Source organism: Bombilactobacillus mellifer, from assembly GCF_000970795.1.
GTDB classification, from domain to species: Bacteria; Bacillota; Bacilli; order Lactobacillales; family Lactobacillaceae; genus Bombilactobacillus; species Bombilactobacillus mellifer.
This window is the reverse complement of sequence record NZ_KQ034028.1, coordinates 667,888-688,635: the sequence shown is the minus strand read 5'-3', so window position 1 is coordinate 688,635 and position 20,748 is coordinate 667,888. Positions and strand designations below refer to the sequence as shown.

Here is a 20,748-nt window from a genome sequence, read left to right as displayed (position 1 = left end):
TTATTTCCTCCTTTTAAAAAAGTGCTGTCACAATCTGCTCCAGCACTTATCAGTTATTTACCATTTATTATTCTGCGGAATCTGGTATAAAATTGGACAACACACCGTTGATAAATTTTTTAGCATCCGCAGTACTATATTGATTGACTAATTCTAAAGCTTCATTAATTGCTACCTTTGCCGGAATAGCTGGACTATTTTTAATTTCGAACAGCCCTAAACGAAGAATATTCAAATCGATGCGACTTAAGCGCTGAATTTGCCAGCCAGTTTTTAAATATTGTGATAATTGCTGATCCAATTGTGTCCGCTCGTCCCAGACACCAGTAACTAAAAAAGTCAAATACTCCGGACACTGTTCAACTTGCCAATAGTGCAACACTTGTTGGAGAGCGGCAGTAATTGCCAAATCAGGATGACTACTTGCAATAAACAAAGCTTGGAGAGCCATTTCACGTACATTATGTCGAGTTACAGTCACGTTCATTCCACTTTCTAATTATTTTCAGACGCTACTTTAGGCTCACCGTGGGATTTAGGAGCCAAAACTCCCACAACATGAATATTAATGGCATTCATTGTCATATCGGTCATCAGCTTTACTTGTTGGTTTAAAGTCTTTTGTAATTGCATGGCCACCTGAGGCACAGGATAACCATACTTTAAATAAACGTACAAATCGGCAGCTAATTCATTTGTCTGCGGATCATACGAAACATTTACACCCTTGCCGCGACTCGACCGACCAATCAAAGAATGCAAGTTGCTGGACAGATTACCTTGCATGGCATAAACACCTTCTACTTGAGAAGCTGCAATTCCTAATAAAATCTCAATGACATTCTGTGTAATCTTAATCTCACCCAAATTATGGTCATTATCATGGTCAATTACAATGTAATTATTATCTGCCATCGTTGTGTCCCCTTAACTATTTATTTGCCCGTGAGCTATAGGTACCATCAGTAGTATTAATAGTTAACAAGTCACCGACATTCACAAAAAACGGTACTTGGACAACTAATCCAGTTTCCATCGTAGCCGGCTTAGAACCACCTGAAGAAGTATCTCCTTTGATACCCGGCTCTGTAGCTGTCACTTTTAAGTCGACCACATTAGGTAATTCAATTCCTAAGGTCTCTCCATCATGCATAATGACATTAACTTCCATATTTTCGGTCAAATAATTTAAAGCATCACCCATGACTTTTTGTGGCAGAGCCAGTTGTTCATACGTAGTCGTATCCATGAAGACATAGCTATTTCCATCTGCATATAAATACTGCATTTTTTTATTATCAATTTGTGCTTGTTCAACCTTCTCGGTGGCGCGAAAAGTTTTTTCCTGCACGGCCCCGGTGCGCAAATTTTTTAATTTAGAGCGGACAAAAGCGCCACCCTTACCCGGCTTAACATGCTGAAATTCCACAATCCGCCATAGGTCATGATTAACTTCAATTGTTAAACCATTTTTAAAATCATTCACTGAAATCATAAACTTAGCTCCCTAATTCTATTGTCTATACTATATCAATTGATCGTATTCAAAAGCAAGTTTTGGAAAATAAAAAAGCCGCTTTTGCGGCTTCGGCTTTACTTTTCGGTCACCACAGATACTTGCTTGCGATCACGACCCAATCGTTCGAACTTGACCACTCCGGTCTTCAAAGCAAACAACGTATCATCACTTCCGCGACCTACATTGGAACCAGGATGAATTTTAGTGCCCCGTTGCCGATAGATAATTGCACCCGCTGTAATAGGTTGCCCATCAGCTCGTTTAGCACCTAAACGCCGACCCGCAGAGTTCCGGCCATTGGTAGTGGAACCGCCCCCCTTGTGGTGAGCGAAAAATTGTAAATTCATTTCTAACATAGTACTAACCTCCTAACTGGAAAAGTCTTCTATCTTAACTTGAATAAAGTCAGCATAATTAGTAGCAATAGCTTGTATAGTTTGGCAACAATGCAACATCAAAGTTTGTGCAGCAATCAAATCTTGCACCTTAGTCAAAGATTGATAATCCACCCGACACTTTAAATAACCACCAGCTTCACTATCTTCTTGAACTTGGGGGTTTGCATGAGCAATTTGCTGTAACGAATTAATTGTTCCAATTGTTACTGCCGACACTGCCGCACAAACAATATCTTGACCATAAGGTCCCGCATCCGCGTGTCCAGTTATCTCCAAAGCCACAACCTGCTGGGACTTATTGCGCCAAAACTGAGCTAGAATCATCAGTTAATTAAACTTCAATCTTTGAAATTACGACTTTAGTATAAGGTTGCCGATGGCCTTTTTTAGTATGGGAATGCTTTTTCGGCTTATATTTGAAAGTAACAACTTTCTTTTCTTTGCCTTGCTTGGCAACAGTTCCCGTAACTTTTGCATTAGCAATTGTTGGCTGACCGACAGTAATTGCACGACTACCAACCAACAAAACTTGATCAAAAACCACTTCTTCGCCTTCAGCAGCGGCTAATTTTTCAACATAAATAGGTTGATTTTCTTCGACCTTATATTGTTTGCCGCCCGTTTTAATAATTGCGTACATGTGTACACCTCCATTCTTAAACTCGCCATTCTAGGTGTCTGATACAGACTTTAACCTAGCCATGTGCGGTTGCAGCTGTGGCGACCACAATTACAACTACACTATCATACACAAAAAACGATATCCCGTCAACGCCGAATATCGTGATTGCGATGCAATTGATCTCCCCCAACTACCAGGATTGATGATCCCACAGTTGACCATCAATTTGACCCTGTAGTTGTTTTTGACGTTGTATTTGTTGGTCAAAAAGTGTACTTAATCCTTGCCAAAAAGCTTGTTCTTCATAACTAGTCGCCTGTGTCCGCTGCTCGTTACATAATTGTTGCCACCAATTGGGTTTAGATGTCAAGCCGATCATCCTCCGCTTCTTTAATTAAATTCCAAGTAGTTTGGAGATTATCTAAGGCTAAAATTTGTTGAGTTAAATAATCAATCAGTAAGGCTTGCTGCGGTAACTGGGGATGTTGTTGCAGATAATTTAAATACCAGTTGCTGCGATTTAATAAGTTATCTGGAGAAGGTTGTGTTAAATACCGTTGATAATCCATAAATAATTGTTGCTGTTGTCTCTCTGTTAAATAAGAAAACTGATAAATTGCAAATTTGGGTAAACATTGCATCTGCGCTTGCTGGCCGAAAGCATAAAATGGTGCCAAAAGCTGATCTAACGTAAAAGAAGCACTGCCTCCCGTTTGAAAAGCCTTTTGTGGTAATCCTGTTGTTACCACCAACCCTAACTGCTTATGAGCCAATTGCTGTTGAATAAAATTAGTTGACAGTACCTGCTCTTGCCATTTTTTCAAACTGGCTGGTGCAGCATACCAATATAACGGAAACTGGAAAATAATTCGATCAGCTGCTGCCAACAATTGCCGTTCTTGCTGGACATCTAATGAATTCAAACCATCAATGTGATGCCAAATAGCCGATGTTTGGTGAACCGCGGCTTGTAAAAATTGTTGGGTAGTTGAATCGGCAATATGCGGATGTGCTACTACAATCAACGTTTTTGGTGAATTAATTTCCATTAAAAAATCCTCCCTAGAGAGGATTTTAATTATTTGTTATCAGACTTGTCAATCACATCATTGACCTTATCCGCAACATTATCTTTCATATCACCAAATTTTTCTTTAACTTTACCCGCCATTTGTTGGGCTTTACCCTTCAATTCTTGAGTATCATTATTGGTTACTTTACCCGCACCTTCATTAACTTTACCTTGAACTTTATCTTTCATCTCTCCCATAATTACTTCCTCCTTAACAAACTAATTTTATTTTAGCCATAATTGTCCAAAAGAAAAGTAAAACGACTTGTCTTCTCCAAAGCCTTAACACGGTTTACGAAATTTCAAATTGCCAAAATAAAAAAACTACCGGCTAAACTAGTAGTTTTTTTATTTTATTAATTATTCAAACTAGATACCAAAGTCCAGTTAATAAACAACTTATCGTTCCCTTCGCCTTCTTTTGTGCCGAAAAATTTTTTCCAATGAGTAGCCTCGGCAGCTGATAAATATAGAGGATCATTCTTTAGAGTTCTAAAATAAAAGTTATTCGCTACTTTGTCAGTCAGATCTAGAGGCTGTCCCCCAGGAATATTGCCAGAATAAACTATTGAGGGTTCCATGTTAATCGGCTCATAATTATCATCGCCATTATCATCTTTAATTGGGAAGGCCATTTGATAGCCAAAGTATTCTTTTACCGTTTTAATGACTCTGGTAGTTTCGTCGTTAATTTCTTCAATATGGAAAATTGGCAAACCAACGAGCTGAGCATTTAGAGAAGCCTGAATCGATTTACTATTCTCATTAGTAATTTTTAAGGATTGACCCTTAACTACTTGACCATTTTTAGAGTAACGATAGCCATCCCTATGGGCCGCTTTTGAAAAAGCTAAATAATCCCCAAACGTTATTTCTGTAGGAACCTGTAATTTTAACGCTTTTGTATCTTGTGTATCTCCTGTTCCAGAATCAGCGCCAGCTATATAACCCTTGAGTGCCTCTGACTTACCTAAAATCTGATCGGGATAATTTAGTGATTCATTGAGCATCCGATCACTTCCCAGTTGGAAAGTCGTATAGGGAGCTGTCGAATTAAATTTAAAATAGTGGGTGAAAGTAAAGGTTGTAGCTTTTGGAAAGTCAGTACTGTCCAATCCAAAATCTGCAGGGGTCAAAGTATCACCGCTTAAATTACTACTATTATTCACATTTAAAGTTATTGTTTTATCGAAAGCCGAGGATTTCATATTGACCGTGACAGGATGTTCGTTATCAACAACATTCGTGACGTTTGAATCACTATTTAGATGATCAAATTTTATACTTGAAACTGGTTGATCAGCCAAAGCTTCAAATCTTGTTTCAACAGTATAAAAACCTGTACCCTTATGGCCTGTTTCGGACGTGTCTGCGTCTGTAGCAGTGGGTTTAAAATTAGGATATTGCGGTTCACCGTCAAACTTTAACTTCTTCTTGGTTTTGTCTTTTATTATGGACTGCGCTTGGAAATAAGGTAAACGCAATAATTTATATTGATAATCAACCGTCTTGTTGCGATCAGTTGGCCAATAACTTATTGCAGTACCAGATGATTTGTTCACATCATTTCCTTGAATTTTGACAGTAAAAGTTGCTTCAGAAGCACCCTTTAACTTATCGGGTTGCGTTAATCCTGTACCCAATGGCACTTTCTTGAATAACTCTTTATTCCTTAATTTATCGTTAAAAGGTATTTCGGGAAACTTGACATTTGTTAACTCTTTATTGTCCATAATTACCGGCTTATTATCTTTGTCCACTATGGAACCTTGAAAGTGTAAACCTTTAACGTTTTCGTTGCCATCAACATAATAGATAGGTAACAAAATTGTTTGTCCCAATAAATAAACATGATCTGGATTGTCACTACGATTATCATCAATATTAAAATAGAACGGAGCTACTTTAATATTAGTCGCTCTCGATTCCTGAAAATTAGTAACCGTCGAAAGGCTGAATGTAGCATTTTTAAGGGCATCTTTGAATTTTTTCCATTGCTGCTTTTGTGCCTCTGTCATTTTTGGATCATTTGGATTATCCGGGACGTCAGGATAATCCAGTTTTGGCAGCTTTCCGGACTCGTGATTTTTATTGTAATCTTCAGCATAGGCATTATATTTCTTGAACGCTTGAGACAAGTTTATAGTAAAATTATTTTTATCATGCCAGGTAACTACAGAATTTGAATCACCTTTATCACCAGCTTTTTTCTCGGTTTCATCATCTAAATATCTCGGTCGTGAATCACTATCTGAAATTTCCGTTCCTGGATTATTTGTATCTAAAGACCCATCGGCTTTGATGAGATCAGGAGTTACTTCTACTTCTACAGGTTTTTTAGGGTCACCCGATTCATAGTATCCCCAGAAACCGGCTTTTTTATTAAACATTGTACCTAAATCAATATTAAAAGTTTTTTTTGTGGCTTCATCTTGAACACCTGTTAAAACTAACCGGATTTTAGGGGGGTTAGGATCAATATCGTCATTAGAGGAATCATTATTTTTAACTGTAGTTACTTGACCGTTAATCTCTCCAAAGCCTGGTGTAATACCTAAAGGATAACGAGTTAATTGACTAGTATTTAAACCACTAAATTTAACATAATCAAATTCCTTACCGCCCATCTCCTTCATTGCTTTGGAAAAATGATCAGCGTCCCGCTCAATATTTTTACTATAGAGATATATTTTGTTAGTCCCGTTTAATAAGTTAGTTGCATAAATTAAGTCTTGGACAAATGGCAACTGCACACGTTGCACTTTTTTGGGAGCATCCCCATACTGAGCTTTGTTAGTTGCAACTACTCCTTTTGGGTATTCCTTTACTTGCCCCTCCGAATCCTTCTCCGGATTCATGCCTAAATCTACCAAATTACCTGTATTATCTGCTCCTGGTTGTTGAGGAGGATATTTACCTGCTTTAAAAGGAGATGTGGTACTATCGCCTTCAGCTTGTAAAGAAATATCCCGTGCATCAATTACAGGAGCATTACCATTTGTAGAAGTAGAAGACGTAGTTACAATGTTGGAAGCATTCCCAGAATTAGTGGACTTTCCATTAAAAAATGTATCAGAGTTTCCCTGACCGACTCTCTGGGTATTTTTCCTTAAATCCAAAGAAACGTTTTTAGGATTATTAATGGAAACGCCAAAAGAATTACCTGCTTCTAATAAAGTAATGCGATTGCTGCCATCACCGCTAATCTGAAAGTCTCCACCCTTGGCAACATTAATTGTAGCATTTTGGGCAATTTTCATTAGACTCCCTGTATAGGAACCTAAATCAGAACCCTTAACGGTAAAAGCGCCATGATTCAAATCAGCGATACCAGACTGTAAATAAATTAAGTTATGACCGTCTTGCAAAGGAGCACGTGCTTCAGTATTAAATTGAGGACTATCTCCATCCACATTAGGTTTAAATTGAATTTTAGAATTAGATCCCATATACCAAGCGCCACAGGCACGAAGCTTTTGATCTTTATCGCTTGTACTGTTTTTGGAACTTTCCGGATAATGATGAATTTTTAATTGATCACTAGATGATTGATCACTAGAAAATTGTGATTTATTATAAGTATCCAAATATGTTTCTTCTGTAGATCCAGGATTAATGCCAGAAGTAATAACAGGTTCTGTATCACAAATGATATTTAATTTAGCACTTCCGTTCAGTACTAATTGGGATTGACTAGCTCGCATGGCAATACCAGCATTTTTAGTCTCATCTTGCATATACTCACCACTAAATCCATGCGGGTGCAATTCAACTTTAGCGCCGTCCTGAAGGGTAACTCGACTGGGCTCTTGTTTACCATCAATCGTTACCGGAGCACCAGAGGTCTCAATGCAGTTTGAATTGACGGAATAACCAGTAAAATCAGATCCTGATTTAAAAAAAACCCGATATGCTTGAAAGATCTGCTGATCACCAGAAGAACTGTGTGTTTTATATATATATCCATTGTACTTATAAAATGGCACAGATCGAGCGGTCACCTTACCTTCAATATCAATTTGCAAACAATCACTATCAACAGTAGACCATGTTAACTGTGCTCCTGTAAAATCAATATTAGGTCCATATGTCACGCGTGTATAGTCATATCCCGTTTCACCGGCATGACCATTTTCAATATTACTAGCATGAGAATGCCCTTTATTAGCACTAAAAACACCATAAAAATCAACTTCATATAAATGAGCATTTTTAAATTGCCAATCCTCCTGATAATCAGTATCCTTTAATTTATCGGTACTATATATAGCCGTACCATAATCTGCAAAATTAATATAATGTCCTTGGCCATCAATTGTAAATTTACCATGCATTACATGACATGGATTATAACCATCAGCAGTATAATCACGATTATGTAAATGAAAAAAATTTACGGTATGATAATCCATGTCATAAGTGTCCTTGTTATTTTCGGGGTACTTATCTGGCATAGTATTGCTATTTGTTGGACCTCCACCTCCGTTTCCCATTACTACACCAAAATCTAAATCATTTTCAATTTTAACTGTCTTAATACTAGATGATGTAGCAACGCTATCGACAGAATCAGAACTATCATTACCTGAAGAATCCACATAACGTCTCGTATCGTAAAGTGCCTGAAGATAACCGCGAACAGTATAAACATGAGCAGTCGTCCCATCTTTAGACAAGACAATATCTCGCTCATTAAATTTATGAATAGGATCTTTTGTTCTCATATCTGTACTAGTAGGTGCTTGATAAGATTTAGTAAGATTATTTTGTACTTGCTTACTAGTATATTGTTCTTTTGCTTCATCCAGATATCTTTGAGGTGATACTGGAATACCAGCCTTATACGAATCAATATTTAATCTAGATGGCAACATTGAAGATGCTAAATCCATTATATTTGGACGGCTATTTCCCAGTAAATCGTCAGCCTCCGCTGTGGAATAACTTCCTAGTCCCAGACATACAAATACCATCAAGTAAAGAATTTGATACAATTTTTTTGTTTGTTTCACAATTTCCATCTCCAGCGAAGCTAATTTAATTGTTAAATCATTATATAAATATTATCTTCAAAAAAATTTAATTGGTTATTACAAAATTTATTTTAGCAGTCTTAGATAATTTTTCAATTATGTTTAAATATAGCTTTAAATAATAAAAAATGATTATTTAACATATTTTGAATATATTAATAGTTTCTTTTGATGTTTAATTATTTTTTGATAATTATATTAATTGTTTTGAATTTATTTTCTGGCTTAATTTATTTTGACTGATTTTCTTTTCTATCAATACGCTCAATATTGGTGAAAATTAGGCTGGGTTTCACAAAGTTAGCCTTCTAAGATTCTTTACTGGCGCATTTATTTTATAAATTCTCTTTACAAACCAAGCATGACATTTACTTCAGCCCTTTTAAACTAGTGAGAAAATTTGAAAATTTAATTAAAAAAGCTGGCAATTGAGCTGTGGAACCTGTAAAATTATGTACATAAATGAGGTGGTTTTTGTTGCTTCTAATTTCTATTTTCTGCTTATTAATTCTATGGAAAATATTTAAATTCTCTCTCTGGGGTATTGGCTGGTTTATATTAATTGTGGCGGGCTTGTTCTTTTTGCTACATTTATTATGGTTAGCTGTTCCAGTGATTTTAATTGTGCTTGCTCTGAAATTTTTAACACAATCTTATTTTTAAACCCTGCCCATCCTATCTCGGATGGGTTTTTCATTGTTGTCTTACAGCTCTCAGTCTTCAGAATTAAGGCAATATTAAATGGAAGGTGGTTTTCCTTCATGAACTTGGAATCAATTTTGTCGGGTCAAACCCCGACTTCTGCAACCATTGTCCCAGCTTCTTTGCGGCAAAATTATACGCCGCAGGGATTTCATTCTACTTCATCCTCTTTAACCAAAGTACTTATCATCGCAGGCGAACCGCGTAAATACAGTTTAACTTACGATTTCATCTATACCACTATGGCTTTTTTGGAGCAGCAACATTGCAAGTAGAATTACGTGATTTATATGATTTAAACTTTGATCCGGTATTACGGCCGGCGGAATTCTATTATGTAAAGGACGGTCAAGGCCCTGTTCCAGACTATTTACAACAAGAACAGCGATTAATTGCTCAAGCCCAGATTCTTATTTTTGCTTATCCTAATTGGCACGATGCGCCCGTCAGTATTGTCAAAGGCTACATGGAAAAAGTCTTCGCCTATGGTTTTGCTTATCGCCGCGGTCCACAGGGCCTGGAAGGTTTACTGACTGGTAAACAGTTATACACGATTATGAATTGCGGTTACTTAGGCGGCGGTCAAGGGTATCTTCACGATGGCCTTGGTCACAACGACGCCTTGTGGGATCAGTATATGCAAGCCTTTAAAACTTTTGATGAAGATACCGCGCACTTTTGGGGAATGCACAATGCCGGCCGTTTTATGAACGATCAAAGCCCCCGCAATTTCGCTCCGGATTATGCTTCCCAATTAAATCGCTTACGGGCAACTTTACGACAACACCTCCAGCGCGATCTATTATCTTAAACCTGCTGATCTGACAAGCCAACAAAACGCTTATCTAAGTTGTGTTTAGAACTATAAATAATCTGTCTAACTGACAGATTTTAATATCATTAAATTTTCATTAGCAGATATAAAAACCGCTCCTGCATCAAGGAGCGGTTTTATTTATTATTCCTGGCTTGTAAGCATTGATAGTCTTATTGTCGGACTAAATGCAAAAAAGTTTGGATTTGGCTCATTTTGGCACCCAACATAACTAAAGCCCGCAGCGGCATATTTTCTAACAAGGTGCTATTGCTTTGTGCAGTGAGTATTTGTTCGATGCTGGTTTGTAATCCGGCTTGAGCCAGCGGTTTTTGAAGATCCTCACGATAAATAATATCCTTTAAATAGGTATTTAAATTCAAATCTTCCTTCGGCTCTACTCCGAGTTGCACTTCAATGGTCTGTCGCAATTTAATTTGCCGTGAGGATTGACCTATTCTAATCTCATATGATCCATTATCCACTTGCCATTTGTGTGCTTGACTATTATACCAGGCAAAACTCCGACGTTTTAAGGTGAAATGGACAACTTGACTGGCACCGGGTTGTAAAGTTATTTTTTGAAAGCCTTTTAATTCCTGCCACGGCATGTCCACAGCACTCGTCAAATTCCGGATATACAATTGCGCTACCTCTCGTCCAGTCACGGAGCCTGTATTGGTCAGCTTAAAAGTGACTTCCACTTGATCGTTAGTGGAATTAATCTTTAAATCGCTATAACTGAAAGTGGTGTAACTGAGACCATGGCCAAAGGGATAACGGACCGGTTTTTGTTTTGTATCATAATACCGATAACCCACATAAATGCTTTCATAATAATTTTCCGCTGTAGTATTGGTATTAAACGTTCCATAAGTCGGATTATCCGCCAATTGCAATGGAAAAGTTTCAGCCAATTTGCCCGACGGATTCACTGCTCCGGTCAAAATATTCCAAGTAGCCGCACCCACAGCTTCACCGGCCAAATAGGTTTCTAAAATTGCTTGCACCTGCGGCGCCCAAGGCATCGTGACAACTGAACCATTTTGTAAAACAACAATGATCTGCGGATTAACTTGTGCAATTCGAGTTAATAACTCAACCTGATTCCTAGGTAAATCCAGCGACTTTTTATCGAAACCTTCGGATTCATCTTGCTCTGGGACGCCCGCAAAGAAGACCACTTTATCACTACGCTGTGCTAATTGAAGTGCTTGATCAGCTAGTTGTGGCGCCGAGTCCTTAGAATCTAAAGTATAGCCCGCCGCAAATTCTACCGCGTAATCACTTTGTTGAGCCGCGGTTAAAGGAGCCACAACTTGATAAGAATTGACATGAGAGCTGCCGCCGCCTTGATAACGTGGTTGGCGGGCTAATTCTCCAATCAGCGCAATTTTATCAGACTTTTGTAAAGGCAAAATCTGTTCTTCATTTTTTAACAAAATCATACTATCTTCTGCTGCTTTTTGAGCAAATTTATGCTGCGCCTCTTTACTATAAGTTAGGGGCTGCTTATCTTGGGTTAGACCATATTTTTCCACTAACTGTAAGACGCGTAATACGGCCGTATCTAAAAGAGATTCTTCCAATTCCCCTTGCTGAACGGCGTGCACAATCTGCTGAACTGATTCCTCACCATTGCCCGGCATTTCTAGATCCAGTCCGGCTTTAATGGCGGCTACATGATCGGCCACGGCTCCCCAGTCCGATAGCACTACTCCGGCAAAGCCCCATTCATTCCGCAATATTTGCGTTAACAACCGATAATTTTGGGAATTGAGGATCCCATTGAGCGCATTATAAGAACACATGATCGTCGCTGGGTGGGCTTTTTTAACAACTTTTTCAAATGCACTTAAATAAATCTCACGCAAAGCCCGTTCATCAATGTTGGAAGACGCGGTGAACCGCTGATTTTCCCGATTATTCGCAGCAAAGTGTTTTACACTTACGCCCACACCTTGACTTTGGACACCTTGCACATAGCTGGTGGCTAATTCCCCAGCTACAAATGGGTCTTCAGATAAATATTCAAAATTGCGTCCCGCTAGCGGTGATCTCTTAATATTAATCCCCGGTCCGAGCAGAATGCTTACTTGATTGGCCCGTGCAGCTTGTCCCAGCTGTTGGCCTAATTGATATAACAAAGATTGATCAAACGAACTGGCAGTTAACGCCGATCCGGGAAAACAAATCGCTTCCACACTGCCATTCAAACCCAAAGCATCTGCACTTTGTGCTTGCTTTCGTAATCCGGATGGTCCATCGGTCATCATGATAGAGGGAATTTTGTGCGCAGCAATCTGCGCTGTATACCAGTAATCTTGACCAGTTACTAATGCCGCTTTTTCCGGCAAGGTTAACTGTTGAACAAAAGCTAAATCAAACATCTAAACGATTTCTTGTCCTTCCTTTTTTTGGTAAATTGCTTATTCCGGAATTAAAAGTGCATCCAGATTAAGAATTTACTTATCTATACTATTATACTATAGTTAATCAAGAAAAATTCACAAAGTTTTTGAATAATAAAAAGTCGTCTTTAAAAAGACGACTTTTTATTGTGGAGAGTTAACCAGTGTGTAATCAATATAGCCTTTAAAACGTTTGAAGGAGGTCCCGGATTTCGCCTGTAAATAAATACCTTGACTTTCTTTTGGATCATAGGACCAAGAAGTTGTGGCTCCAGCTGAAGTCGAGGACGTTTTTATCTTTACAGCAGTATTTAATGGCTGGCCTTCAAACATTAAGGAGCTGGCAGGCAGAGTCTGTCCGTGGCTTACCACTTGACCTTGATCATTTACCTCCTGTAACACATTGTTGACCTTAGCGGTCACATACCAAGTCGCTACTGCACTCGAAAGCGTATTTCTTACTTCAAACTCTTGTTTATCTTGAGAGTAGATATTATGATTCAAATTATCGCTAAAGGGTAAAAAGACAGTTCCAAAATCCATTTTAGGTGGTACAGCTAATTGTAGAAAATCTTTTGCAATAGTAAAGGCATTGGATACGGGCACATGATTACCGACATCCGTATCATCACTGGTGGCAGCTTTTAAAGGCGCTGCATCATTACTACTTTGATAAAAATAAGACCCTAAGACCGGTTGCCCACTAGCATCGACCAGCTGTTCTGATTGATCATAAATATGGGCCTGCAACGTTTCTCCAGGTTGATTAGCAGCTCGTGTAAAGAGAGTTGTTTCCTTAGCAGTTAATTGCACTGGATTCCAACCCTGATAAACAAAAGTGGCGGAATTGGCGCCAGTATCTCCACTTGCTAAGATATTACTATCATTACTTGTTCTCATTTCTACTTTTATGATATTGTCTGCAGTAACACTCACCCCAGTGCCTTTCTGGTTATTTGGCTGTAATTTAAAATCTTGTGGGAGCTTGTGTACAGCCGTCACACCCTTCCAGATGGAAGGGCCCGAATTATTAGTCACCAAATACTTCAAGGTAATTGCATCGCCGAAGCTAAGTGTAACCGGTGAACTGACATCAACTCCATTCTTTTGTAATTTTATCTGCGCCGGGACAGGATTAGTTGTACTATTATTGATCTGTCGGCGATAAACATAGGATAAGACTTTAAAATGGTCAAAAGGAATTCCACTGACAGCCCACTTATCGCCGGTCTGTTGAAAATTGGTTAAGCGCTGTGTTTGTGCATTACTGCTCCCATAGGTTGTCAGATTAACTTGGGAGCGCTTATAAGTAATATTATTAGCAGTAATCGTAGGCTGCGTATTAGTATCTTGAAAATTAGTTTCTGTCGGATGATTTTGGTTCCATTCAGATTGAATAACATACTTACTATTTGTCAATTGTTTGCCGTTTTCATCAACTGCGCGCACCATGATGATCGGCTCTCCGGAATGAAATTTCCCCGAAATATTTTTTATCGTATTCTTTTCCACAGCTGCACCGGTACTACCAGCAATGGATAAGGCCCACATCTTTTTACCTGGAATATCTGATTTGCCATTAATAACACTTAATTCAGAATCGGTTAGTGTACGTTGCCAATTGACCGTTGGCTCAGAAGTACTAGCTGTTGACGCAGGATCAGGTGCAATGGACACCGAAAAAACATTATGAATTGAGTCATATTTAATAGTCATTTGATGCCACTGACCATCTACAATTTTAGGGCTTGTATTATCGCTACCATTTAAATGTTTCCACCCACTCGGATTGTCCTCGGTCCACTGAGTTGTAGTTCCTTTCGGATAATACATAAATCCTGTACAATCAGTATCGATAAATGAACCCAGAGCATAAGTATCATTAACCGGGTAATCAGGGTCAGGGTCACTCTCTCCAGCATCAGGATTAGCGCCATAATAAGTTTTCAGTCCATTAGAAAATTCCATTCCGTTTTTATTCTTATAAGTATCAATTTTAAAACCAATAACGTTCATTAAGTCGTTCATTCCTAAATCGCCACCTGCCACTCCAGGTGAAACAATGGTTTGACCCAGGAATTGCTTATTTCCATCACCAGGATCGGAATTAATGGCAGAAAGGTTTGCCAATCGTCCAAAATATTTCGGTAATAGTGTGGCATTTGTATCTCCCGTTCGACTATCAATCCGGTTTTCTCCAGGCTTATATAATGGATGAAGTACAAAGCCTAAACCATCGCCAATCGCTGTTCCGGCGCTGCGGTCAATTTTCACTAACCATGACAGATTAAAACTTTGAGACATATCCAAGGTAGTATTTAAATTTACTGAACCTCTTAAAAACTGTTTGGCATCATTAATACTTATCTCATTCCAACTACCATCTTCATTGGCTAACACCTGAGCCGAACCCCATGGCGTAAAAAAATCATTAGCGGAATTATCTTGAATTTCTATAGCATCATTATCATTGCCTCCCGCATCACGACCTTGAAGTCGTTGGAGTGCCTGATTAAAACTTTGACTGTTTTGCCCAGTCGCAGAAGCACTTATCGCTTCTTGTTGAGAAGCTGCCTCGGCACTGTTAACTTGCCCACCAAAAAAACTAAAACTTACCAGTAAAAGTATCACTCTTCTCCATATCATATTTTCACCCGGTTTATTATTATATTCACAATAATGTTAGATCATTTTTATCAATTAATAAAGTTAAATAACTACTAATAACTAATCTGTATTAAATCTGATAGCTTAAATCTAACCCTATAATAATTCCAGCCAGCTCGCTAAAAGTCATTATTTTACAGAAAACATCAAAAATTATTCATTGAGTATGGGCAAAAAAACCTGTATTACACTGCTAAAGTAATATTTTTATAATATCATTAATATTCAATTATTATAATTGACTTTTTATAAATTCCATCCGGCGTAGTTCTCGCAATCGTTTTCATGTTATGTAACTTCAATATATTATAATATTCTGGTATATGCAATTAAAATTATTAAAAAAATTTTGATCTAAATCGCCAAAAGATAATGTAGAATCGATACCGTCAAGGTCCAATTGATATGATAATTTCCAAATAGCATCATTTAATGTAAAAAAAAGATATTAAAATAACCGTCTGATAAATAATAAAAGTAATAATGGAAGTAACGCGATCAGTATAAAAATAATGGCCTTAATCGCCAATAATAAACAACAATTAACAAGGACCCACACACCTGACACCAATTTGACTGTTTGTCCCAACCAGGCCATAAGAATTCCCACCACACTGCACAAAATTGCTAAAGGTAAGATGCCTTTAACCGCTGATCGTAAATCATTGTTCGACAAGCTAAATCCCGTGCTACTTATCAGTAACACTAACAACAAAAACCCCAAAGTCCGACCCCGCAAGGGCACAAAAATGGCCTTCAACGCAGGCAATACCAGTGTGGCTAGCATCCCTTGACGTATAGTTTCACCACTTGTTAGTAGCATGCCCCATTGTTGGTAGACAAATCCCGTTTGAAAAAACCAATTCTGGAGTATTTCTAAACAGAAGGCACAACCATAGAAAGGAGCTAAACCGATAAAAAAGTTACCCATTCTCTGATATAAATTATGAGCGTTATAATAATGTTCTACAGAGCCTAAACTAGCAGTATTTTTTTGGATATTTAATAAACGTAACTTGGTAATATGATGTCCAAATAATAACGCCACGATGGTATGGGATAGTTCATGGATAATCACACCTAAACCACCCACGATAATTTGACTTTTTCCGCCTAAAGTTTGGACTAATACCTTTTTAGCCACTTGACCTAATTGGGAAACGATTACAATTAACAAGAAGGGCAGTAAAATTAAACTAAAAATCAAAAAAATAATTAAAATAGTAATACTCGCTAAAGTTAATTGATTAAAAATTGCATTGAACTGTGTTAAGGAAATCATAGACGGCCACTTTCTCACTTACAATCGCAAATGGTAATAAATTTTTAACTGTTTACTCTTAGATAAGCAAACGAGCTGGAAACTGAGCTGGTAAATACCAAATTCCGGGTTTCAATAATTGCAGGCTAAATTAATCCAACTTTTGATATATGGTTTATTTAAAACTAACCAGTCCCTGCAAAATAAGTTTAACTGGCTTTAAACTCTGGCCCATCTTCCACACGCAGAAACAACCTGAACTGGCACCAACAATTAATCCTAGGACTGGGAGTGCCGCACAACTGATGCCAGTGCTGCCTTTAAAAAGAAAGGCGCCAAAACTGTAGTCATTATAATAGCCCCAATAACTGCGGAATAACGCGCTGCCGACAAAAGATGGTTTTGTAAGCCCATTTGCGCAACTACTAAAGCCATCTCTCCTCGCGAAATCATTCCAGCGCCGATAGCCAGTGCACTATGCCTGTTAAAACCAGATAATCTGGCACCCAGGCCAGCACCCCATAATTTAGAAACTATTCCTCCAATCGTTAAGATCAAAAATAACGCGAAATCTTGGAGAATACCGGTCAACGTGAGGCGTAAACCAATGCTCGCCAAAAACACAGGAATAAAGACCGCATAGCCAATTTGTGTAATACTTTGATTAATGATTTTTTTAAATGGAGTCAGACTCATACTCAAGCCTGCAAAAAACGCTCCAATCACAGCACTCAAGCCAAAATAATCTGCCAAATATGCTAAAAGCCAGCAAATGATGAGTGCCATAGTCGTCGTTGTGACTGCTCCTTGCCACTTTGAACTCAGCCGTAACAAACGAGGAATCAGCCAGCGACCAGCAATAAATAACAATACAAAGTAAGCCAGCAGAAGCACTAAAGCACGCAACAATATTCCTAGATGCATCATTGATATTGCTGTACCTTTGATGTTTAAATTACTAATCATACTGACCAGCAAAACAGCTAAGATATCATCTACCACCGCCGCTCCTAAAATAGTGGTCCCTTCCCGGCTGGTCAAACTATCCATTTCTTGCAGCACTTCGGCCGAAATCGAAACGGAAGTCGCTGCAAAAACAATCCCTAAAAATAAACTCTCAAATTTTGTAAACTCAAACATTAAACCGATTAAATAACCTACAGCAATAGGAAGCAATATCCCACTAACAGCTACAATCATGCTGGGCTTGAGATACTTCTTTAATAAATCTATCTTACTCTCTAAGCCTGCCAAAAACATTAATAAAATGACCCCTATGTCAGAAAAAAGCTGGAGCCAATGACTGGGTTGGACCCAATTGCAGAACGTAGGTCCAATTATAATTCCCGCCAATAATTGCCCTACTACTAAGGGTAACTTTAACCGCAGACTCACCTGTCCTAAAATCAAAGTTGTCAGTAAAATCAAACTCAAAGAACTTAAAAATTGCATACTTTAACCCTTTCACCTTACCAAAAAAAGCCTTCAAAAATTGCCCTTGGCAACCCAAACCAAGAGACAATTCTTGAAAGCTTTCACTCCAACCATCAGATATTCAAATTTTAATATTTTTTAATTCTCAACCATCTTACAAAAATCGTGAAACTTTTGCAACTCGCCTTTTCATTTCCAGCATCCAGCCCGCAAAAATGAGACAAATTCAGGTCTTATCCCAGTAATCATTGGAAGTCATACTAAAATGAATTCCCCATTTCTTTATTGACCAATTTGACCAAGTATTTCAGAAAATTAAAAATGTCAGGGTGTGGAGCCGATTGTCTGTCACTTCGAAGTATGTTCGCATAATTTTGTCGCTGACAGTTGCAATTGGTTACTGACATGTTTCATCTCGCTCAAAACCGGATTAAAACTCAAATCAATCAACATCAGATTATCCCGCACCTCTTCCAATGCATAACGCGATGTCCTGGGCTCCAAACCTGGAGCAGTCTGTAAAATTTGATCTACGGAGCCCGCAATTTGGACCAGACTATCTTTAATCACTCGTAATTCTTCCAATTGACAAGTAATTTCATAAACATCATTACAATTGTCCAATGCCAGCTGCTGTAAATGTTGATCATATGTCATAAACTCTTCTCCTAAGAATAAACAGGTCATTAGGCTTTAGTTATTTCAAGAAAAACCTTCCATTCTGAACATTAAATTCCATCTGCAAATCAAACAGCTATTATTAAAAATTAGGGACGATTATTGACGAACTCGCTATTGTTAAGATTCTATCCTTATAATAGACTCATTTGGGTAAAAAATAAACCCAATTGGGTAAATAAAATTGCAACAAATTGGTAGGCTTAAAGTATAAGTTCACCATTATCATTAAGGAGACACCTATGGAAGAAAAAATTAACCACGGTGATTTATTTACGGAGCGTATGTATTATTACATGCGACAGAAAAATTTAACGCTTCACCGTGTTTCAGTATTAGCCGGCGTAACTAATTCTACCTTGAGTAATATTGTCTATCGCAAATCTGCCCCCAAATTGGATACGATTTATAAAGTTTGCAACGGCCTCAATGTATCCGTCAAAGACTTTTTTGACTTTCCTCCCTATAATAAATAGTTCATCCCAAAACAAATTATAGTTAGATCTTCTTCAAAGCTACCTAATTAAGGCCTCCGGAATACTAAAAGACTTTTTTGATTCTACGAAAAAGCCCAGTCACTACGTCAAATAGCTAGCAGTCACCCGGGCTTTTATAGTTTTATGATTAAACTTTTTGTTTTGACCAGGAAATCAGCTCATTAGTTAATAATTAAATAAAAATAAGTGTTTGATTGATCATTTATTGGTATAATGAAAGTGTGATAATTTTATTCTGATGAGTTTGGGTATATCTTTTGGCAACAATCAGAATTAACATAATTAATTAACTATAAAGGAAAATAAATGATCTGCAGCAAGAATAAATTAGTTCAACCTTTTGTTAAGTGGGCCGGCGGCAAAAAACAATTATTACCGGAAATAAGGAAAAATTTACCACCTGTCATTGATCATTATTATGAACCCTTTGTCGGCGGTGGAGCCGTCTTTTTAAATTTACAATTACCAAAAGTTATAATTAATGACTACAACGCTGAATTGATCAATTCTTATCGCGTAATAAAAACTAATGTGGATGAACTAATTGCTATTTTACAAGAATTTAAAAAAAAAATTGTCGCGACTATTATTATCAAATTAGACAATGGGATCGTAATGGCACTTTAGATACAAAAAGTCCTGTAGAAAGAGCCGCCCGCTTTATTTATTTAAATAAAACCGGCTTTAATGGTTTATTTCGTGTCAATTCGCGCGGGCAAATTAATGTCCCTTATGGCAAATATAAAAATCCTTCAATTTTCAATCGTGAGAACCTGCAGGCGGTATCCAGTTATTTAAATGCGATGGATGTGCAAATTTTAAATGGCGATTATGCGGCGGCTTTGCGACAGACTCACCCTGGTGACTTTGTCTATCTTGATCCGCCGTATGCGTCCTTTTCCAGCGACAAACGGACCTTTGTCGGTTACACTTTGAATGGTTTTAATACCCAGGAACAATTACGTTTGTGTAAAACCTTCCAAGAATTAACCCAAAAAAAGGTCAATGTTATGCTGTCTAATGCCAGCGTCCCTCTAATTTCAGAACTCTATGATTCTGATTTTTATAATATTAAAACGGTGAAAGCTAACAGAAAAATTAACTCCAAAAAAACGGGTCGTGGTCCCGTGGACGAAGTTTTAATAATGAATTACCACTCGCAAGTTGCAACATAATTAACCTAACCCATGACTGTACACACAGTGTAGACCTCCAATTACATAACGATTTCTTGGCCAGGTAAAACTTAATGCCTAAAAACAACGTCCGAATTAGCTGTTAATTTTATAAACATTGTGCTTGACACGTAGAATAAAAATCCTTATCGTTCTGACAAAAAACATAATCTGATTGTATATATTATTAGTTACTTTAGATGCTCAGTTCAATTATGGATTGCCAATTCCAAATCACCATATCTTTTTGCAGCAAATCCTCCTCTCCAGCTCTAGTTAAATAGTCAACACATTAAATAAGAGTATTAGTTTAAAAGAAGCCATGCGAAGCTTGCATTTGGAAAATACAATTTATCAGAGTCTTGAGGTACAGTATGCAAGCTGTTATTTCGATTTCGCATAGGTGGATTGAAACAGCATGCGACATTAATTGTTGGTGTTCCTAATCTACCTGTTAATAAAAAA

At 37.7% G+C, this 20,748-nt stretch carries 20 protein-coding genes and 1 other annotated feature; of the genes, 5 read left to right on the top strand and 15 right to left on the bottom strand.

Annotated elements, in window-relative coordinates; genetic code table 11:
- Positions 1 to 67 precede the first annotated feature (67 nt).
- The 10 genes from nusB to JG30_RS03385 form a co-directional block, all read right to left on the bottom strand.
- The gene (gene nusB, locus JG30_RS03430; RefSeq protein ID WP_245626286.1) at positions 68 to 481 is read right to left on the bottom strand and encodes a transcription antitermination factor NusB; all 414 of its coding nucleotides are present in this window, start codon (positions 479 to 481) and stop codon (positions 68 to 70) included.
- A 14-nt stretch (positions 482 to 495) separates the two neighbouring features.
- Complete coding sequence (locus JG30_RS03425; protein WP_046316156.1) at positions 496 to 915, bottom strand: Asp23/Gls24 family envelope stress response protein; 420 nt, start codon at positions 913 to 915, stop codon at positions 496 to 498.
- A gap of 16 nt (positions 916 to 931) precedes the next feature.
- The gene (efp, locus tag JG30_RS03420) at positions 932 to 1,495 is read right to left on the bottom strand and encodes an elongation factor P (RefSeq protein ID WP_046316154.1); all 564 of its coding nucleotides are present in this window, start codon (positions 1,493 to 1,495) and stop codon (positions 932 to 934) included.
- A 98-nt stretch (positions 1,496 to 1,593) separates the two neighbouring features.
- Positions 1,594 to 1,875: a 50S ribosomal protein L27 gene (rpmA, locus tag JG30_RS03415; RefSeq protein WP_046316152.1), complete on the bottom strand. Its 282-nt coding sequence runs from the start codon at positions 1,873 to 1,875 to the stop codon at positions 1,594 to 1,596.
- A gap of 12 nt (positions 1,876 to 1,887) precedes the next feature.
- The gene (locus JG30_RS03410) at positions 1,888 to 2,241 is read right to left on the bottom strand and encodes a ribosomal-processing cysteine protease Prp (protein WP_046316150.1); all 354 of its coding nucleotides are present in this window, start codon (positions 2,239 to 2,241) and stop codon (positions 1,888 to 1,890) included.
- Positions 2,242 to 2,248: 7 nt separating this feature from the next.
- Positions 2,249 to 2,557, bottom strand: coding sequence for a 50S ribosomal protein L21 (rplU, locus tag JG30_RS03405; RefSeq protein ID WP_046316148.1), 309 nt, complete (start codon positions 2,555 to 2,557; stop codon positions 2,249 to 2,251).
- A gap of 8 nt (positions 2,558 to 2,565) precedes the next feature.
- Positions 2,566 to 2,638 (bottom strand) — a sequence feature (ribosomal protein L21 leader region).
- A gap of 91 nt (positions 2,639 to 2,729) precedes the next feature.
- On the bottom strand, positions 2,730 to 2,909 hold the full coding sequence (locus tag JG30_RS03400; protein WP_052725189.1) for a hypothetical protein: 180 nt from the start codon (positions 2,907 to 2,909) through the stop codon (positions 2,730 to 2,732).
- A complete protein-coding gene (locus tag JG30_RS03395) occupies positions 2,899 to 3,588 on the bottom strand; it encodes an NAD(P)H-dependent oxidoreductase (RefSeq protein WP_046316145.1) in 690 nt (229 codons plus the stop codon). The genes JG30_RS03400 and JG30_RS03395 overlap by 11 nt, the downstream gene beginning before the upstream one ends.
- A gap of 29 nt (positions 3,589 to 3,617) precedes the next feature.
- Entirely contained in the window at positions 3,618 to 3,809 is a 192-nt protein-coding gene (locus tag JG30_RS03390; protein ID WP_046316143.1) for a CsbD family protein, read from the bottom strand.
- 158 nt (positions 3,810 to 3,967) lie between these two features.
- Positions 3,968 to 8,623, bottom strand: coding sequence for a hypothetical protein (locus JG30_RS03385; RefSeq protein ID WP_046316142.1), 4,656 nt, complete (start codon positions 8,621 to 8,623; stop codon positions 3,968 to 3,970).
- A 782-nt stretch (positions 8,624 to 9,405) separates the two neighbouring features.
- On the opposite strand from JG30_RS03385, the gene JG30_RS08630 reads away from it, so the two are divergent.
- Positions 9,406 to 9,621 (top strand): hypothetical protein, encoded by a 216-nt coding sequence (locus tag JG30_RS08630; RefSeq protein WP_052725187.1) that lies wholly within the window; start codon positions 9,406 to 9,408, stop codon positions 9,619 to 9,621.
- Positions 9,612 to 10,157, top strand: a complete 546-nt coding sequence (locus JG30_RS03380; protein WP_052725186.1) for an NAD(P)H-dependent oxidoreductase — start codon at positions 9,612 to 9,614, stop codon at positions 10,155 to 10,157. Before JG30_RS08630 ends, JG30_RS03380 begins: the two co-directional genes overlap by 10 nt.
- Positions 10,158 to 10,333: 176 nt before the next feature.
- On the opposite strand, the gene JG30_RS03375 is transcribed toward JG30_RS03380, so the two are convergent.
- The 5 genes from JG30_RS03375 to JG30_RS03355 all read right to left on the bottom strand — a co-directional run bounded on the left by JG30_RS03375 (position 10,334) and on the right by JG30_RS03355 (position 18,590).
- Positions 10,334 to 12,550 (bottom strand): glycoside hydrolase family 3 C-terminal domain-containing protein, encoded by a 2,217-nt coding sequence (locus JG30_RS03375; protein ID WP_046316140.1) that lies wholly within the window; start codon positions 12,548 to 12,550, stop codon positions 10,334 to 10,336.
- A 165-nt stretch (positions 12,551 to 12,715) separates the two neighbouring features.
- Complete coding sequence (locus JG30_RS03370) at positions 12,716 to 15,217, bottom strand: lectin-like domain-containing protein (RefSeq protein ID WP_143443884.1); 2,502 nt, start codon at positions 15,215 to 15,217, stop codon at positions 12,716 to 12,718.
- Positions 15,218 to 15,686: 469 nt separating this feature from the next.
- The gene (locus JG30_RS03365; RefSeq protein ID WP_052725185.1) at positions 15,687 to 16,520 is read right to left on the bottom strand and encodes a hypothetical protein; all 834 of its coding nucleotides are present in this window, start codon (positions 16,518 to 16,520) and stop codon (positions 15,687 to 15,689) included.
- Between the two features lie 258 nt (positions 16,521 to 16,778).
- Entirely contained in the window at positions 16,779 to 17,951 is a 1,173-nt protein-coding gene (locus JG30_RS03360; protein ID WP_046316137.1) for a cation:proton antiporter, read from the bottom strand.
- 330 nt (positions 17,952 to 18,281) lie between these two features.
- Positions 18,282 to 18,590, bottom strand: coding sequence for a hypothetical protein (locus JG30_RS03355; protein WP_046316135.1), 309 nt, complete (start codon positions 18,588 to 18,590; stop codon positions 18,282 to 18,284).
- A gap of 263 nt (positions 18,591 to 18,853) precedes the next feature.
- Here JG30_RS03355 and JG30_RS03350 point away from each other — a divergent pair, with 263 nt between their 5' ends.
- From JG30_RS03350 to JG30_RS03345, 3 genes are all read left to right on the top strand, one after another.
- On the top strand, positions 18,854 to 19,087 hold the full coding sequence (locus tag JG30_RS03350) for a helix-turn-helix domain-containing protein (protein ID WP_046316133.1): 234 nt from the start codon (positions 18,854 to 18,856) through the stop codon (positions 19,085 to 19,087).
- Positions 19,088 to 19,414: 327 nt separating this feature from the next.
- Complete coding sequence (locus tag JG30_RS09265; RefSeq protein WP_255526336.1) at positions 19,415 to 19,735, top strand: DNA adenine methylase; 321 nt, start codon at positions 19,415 to 19,417, stop codon at positions 19,733 to 19,735.
- The gene (locus JG30_RS03345) at positions 19,705 to 20,283 is read left to right on the top strand and encodes a DNA adenine methylase (RefSeq protein WP_282433261.1); all 579 of its coding nucleotides are present in this window, start codon (positions 19,705 to 19,707) and stop codon (positions 20,281 to 20,283) included. The genes JG30_RS09265 and JG30_RS03345 overlap by 31 nt, the downstream gene beginning before the upstream one ends.
- The last annotated feature ends 465 nt before the right edge of the window (positions 20,284 to 20,748 follow it).

Excerpts from the sequence above, each read along its gene's own strand:
- JG30_RS03425 (WP_046316156.1), bottom strand. The coding sequence starts at position 915 with ATGGCAGATAATAATTACATTGTAATTGACCATGATAATGACCATAAT.
- efp (WP_046316154.1), bottom strand. The coding sequence starts at position 1,495 with ATGATTTCAGTGAATGATTTTAAAAATGGTTTAACAATTGAAGTTAAT.
- rpmA (WP_046316152.1), bottom strand. The coding sequence starts at position 1,875 with ATGTTAGAAATGAATTTACAATTTTTCGCTCACCACAAGGGGGGCGGT.
- JG30_RS03410 (WP_046316150.1), bottom strand. The coding sequence starts at position 2,241 with ATGATTCTAGCTCAGTTTTGGCGCAATAAGTCCCAGCAGGTTGTGGCT.
- rplU (WP_046316148.1), bottom strand. The coding sequence starts at position 2,557 with ATGTACGCAATTATTAAAACGGGCGGCAAACAATATAAGGTCGAAGAA.
- JG30_RS03395 (WP_046316145.1), bottom strand. The coding sequence starts at position 3,588 with ATGGAAATTAATTCACCAAAAACGTTGATTGTAGTAGCACATCCGCAT.
- JG30_RS03390 (WP_046316143.1), bottom strand. The coding sequence starts at position 3,809 with ATGGGAGAGATGAAAGATAAAGTTCAAGGTAAAGTTAATGAAGGTGCG.
- JG30_RS08630 (WP_052725187.1), top strand. The coding sequence starts at position 9,406 with ATGAACTTGGAATCAATTTTGTCGGGTCAAACCCCGACTTCTGCAACC.
- JG30_RS03375 (WP_046316140.1), bottom strand. The coding sequence starts at position 12,550 with ATGTTTGATTTAGCTTTTGTTCAACAGTTAACCTTGCCGGAAAAAGCG.
- JG30_RS03370 (WP_143443884.1), bottom strand. The coding sequence starts at position 15,217 with ATGATATGGAGAAGAGTGATACTTTTACTGGTAAGTTTTAGTTTTTTT.
- JG30_RS03365 (WP_052725185.1), bottom strand. The coding sequence starts at position 16,520 with ATGATTTCCTTAACACAGTTCAATGCAATTTTTAATCAATTAACTTTA.
- JG30_RS03360 (WP_046316137.1), bottom strand. The coding sequence starts at position 17,951 with ATGCAATTTTTAAGTTCTTTGAGTTTGATTTTACTGACAACTTTGATT.
- JG30_RS03355 (WP_046316135.1), bottom strand. The coding sequence starts at position 18,590 with ATGACATATGATCAACATTTACAGCAGCTGGCATTGGACAATTGTAAT.
- JG30_RS03350 (WP_046316133.1), top strand. The coding sequence starts at position 18,854 with ATGGAAGAAAAAATTAACCACGGTGATTTATTTACGGAGCGTATGTAT.
- JG30_RS09265 (WP_255526336.1), top strand. The coding sequence starts at position 19,415 with ATGATCTGCAGCAAGAATAAATTAGTTCAACCTTTTGTTAAGTGGGCC.